This window comes from Caulobacter sp. P1_B12_2 (assembly GCF_056406675.1).
The window spans coordinates 1-2,408 of record NZ_JBFTZS010000580.1 but is presented as its reverse complement, the minus strand read 5'-3'; the positions used below and the strand labels follow the sequence as shown (position 1 = coordinate 2,408).

General features: G+C 66.3%; 3 protein-coding genes. All 3 read left to right on the top strand.

Features of this window, described 5'->3' with window-relative positions:
- Positions 1 to 535: hypothetical protein (locus AC1DZ6_RS23570; protein ID WP_477099534.1), on the top strand; the 535-nt coding region annotated here is incomplete at its 5' end.
- Between the two features lie 21 nt (positions 536 to 556).
- Positions 557 to 1,567 carry an HAD family hydrolase gene (locus tag AC1DZ6_RS23565; protein ID WP_477099533.1) on the top strand — a complete coding sequence of 337 codons (1,011 nt, stop codon included), beginning with the start codon at positions 557 to 559 and terminating at the stop codon, positions 1,565 to 1,567.
- A 137-nt stretch (positions 1,568 to 1,704) separates the two neighbouring features.
- Positions 1,705 to 2,408 (top strand): sulfatase-like hydrolase/transferase (locus AC1DZ6_RS23560; RefSeq protein WP_477099532.1); only part of this gene is annotated, 704 nt, incomplete at its 3' end.

Sequence of the window (2,408 nt, the reverse complement as noted above, 5' to 3'; positions counted from 1 at the left end):
GTGGGACGGCGAGCAGGCCGCGCACTACGCCCAGGCCGGCGCGGCGCGCGTGGAGGCGACCAGCGCGGYGACCGAAACCGGGCAGCTCGAGACGGCGGACTTGCTGATGTTCCAGGGCTGGCTCAGCGCCACCGCCCAGCATGAGCCCGTCCTGCAGACCTTCTATCGCCAACGCTTCCGGCCGGAATTCGCGGTCGCCTTCGAGGCCTGGCTCAAGACCGCACCGCTGACCAACCCCGCCGCGCCCGCGTCTCCCTTCGTCATGCCGGAATACCACTCGACCCGGCTCGCCCAGGCGCAACGGCTGCAGAAGCGGGCCGACGACCTGTTCAATCAGGGCCAGAGAGACAACGACATCGGCGACCGTTTCGTGCGCGGCACGGTGCTGCTGGCCGTGGCGCTGTTCTTTGGCGGCATCGCCCAGACCTTCAAGTCGACAACGATCAAGGCGGTCCTGGTCGGCCTGGCGTTTCTCGTTTGCGCGCTCAGCGGCCTGATGGTCGCGCACTTGCCGATCCTCTCGTTGAACTTCTGACCCTGGGCCCTGGAGGCGATCATGATCTCATCAACTCGCAGAACCGTTTTGGCGGGATGCGCGGCGTTTGGGCTGATCATCGCGACAGCGCCGGGCCTGGCCGCGCCGCCGGTCGCCGATCCCCTGCCGTCCTGGAACGCCGGCCCGGCCAAGACCGCGATCACCGGCTACGTCGCGCGGGTGACCGCCCAGGGCCCCGACTTCGTGCCGCCGGCCGAGCGGATCGCGGTGTTCGACAACGACGGCACGCTGTGGGCCGAGCAGCCGATCTACTTCCAGTTCGCCTTCGCGATGGAACGGGTTGGGCAGATGGTGGCCAAGACTCCGGCCCTGCGCGAAAAGCCGGCCTTCGCCGCGATCGCCGATCGGGACCAGGCGGCGATGGCCAAGCTGAGCCAAGCGGATTTGGCGGAGGCCGTCCTCGCCGTTCAGGTCGGCCTGACCACGGACGAGTACCAGGCGGTCGCCAAGGCCTGGCTCGACCAGGCTCGCCACCCGCGTTTCCACACGCCCTACACCGCCTTGACCTATTCACCGCAGTTGGAGCTGCTGACCTATCTGCGGGGGGCGGGGTTCAAGACCTACATCGTCTCCGGAGGCGAGGTGCAGTTCATGCGGACCTTCGCCGAAAAAGCCTACGGCGTGCCCCCGGAACAAGTGATCGGCACCAACCTGACGACGAAGTTCGAGCTTCGGGACGGCAAGGGCGTCCTGGTGGCGCAGCCGGCGCTGGGCAGCCTCGACGACGGTCCCGGCAAGCCCAGCAACATCGACCTGCACATCGGCCGCCGGCCGCTGGTGGCGGTGGGCAATTCCGACGGCGACCTGCAGATGCTGCAGTATTCGGCGTCCAGCACGCGGCCCAGCCTTCAGATCCTGATCCACCACGACGACGCCGTCCGCGAGTACGCCTACGACCGGCAGTCTAAGATCGGCACGCTGGACAAGGCCCTGGACGAGGCCGTCGCGCGCGGCTGGACGGTCGTCAGCATGAAGAGCGACTGGAAGACGGTGTTCGTCACCAAGCCCTGAAAGGCTCCGTGAAATGCGGCCGCACGCCTAGGGTGAACTCCGGGCGGCGGCGGGTAGTCCGGTCGATATTCCCCGTTCCGGCGGCATGATGATCTTTCGTCGCCCCGTGTCGTGGGGCGCGACCGCGGAGCACCGTCATGCCCAAAGGAAAACCCAATATCCTCGTCATCTGGGGCGACGACATCGGCATCAGCAACCTCAGCTGCTATTCGCATGGCCTGATGGGCTACCAGACGCCCAACATCGACCGCATCGCCCGCGAAGGCATGATGTTCACCGACAGCTACGGCGAGCAGTCCTGCACCGCCGGGCGCTCGTCATTCATCACCGGCCAGAGCGTGCTGCGGACCGGCCTGTCGAAGGTCGGCGCCCCGGCCGCGCCCGTGGGCATGAACGACAAGCTGGTGACCATCGCCGCGCTCCTGAAGGAGCAGGGCTACGCCACCGGCCAGTTCGGCAAGAACCACCTGGGCGACCTGAACCACATGCTGCCGACCAATCACGGCTTCGACGAGTTCTTCGGCAACCTCTACCACCTGAACGCCCAGGAAGAGCCGGAGATGTACGACTACTATCCGGACAAGGACTTCCCGAATTTCAAGAAGACCAACGGCCCGCGCGACATCGTCCATTCCTGGGCGACGGACGTCGACGACCCCACCACCCACGAGCGCTGGGGACGGGTCGGCAAGCAGAAGATCGAGGAAAGGGGCCAGCTGACCAAGGAGCGGATGGAGACCTGCGACGACGAATTCGTCGAGGAAGCCAGCCGCTTCATCAAGGACGCCACCAAGGACGACACGCCGTTCTTCGTCTGGCTGAACACCACGCACATGCACAT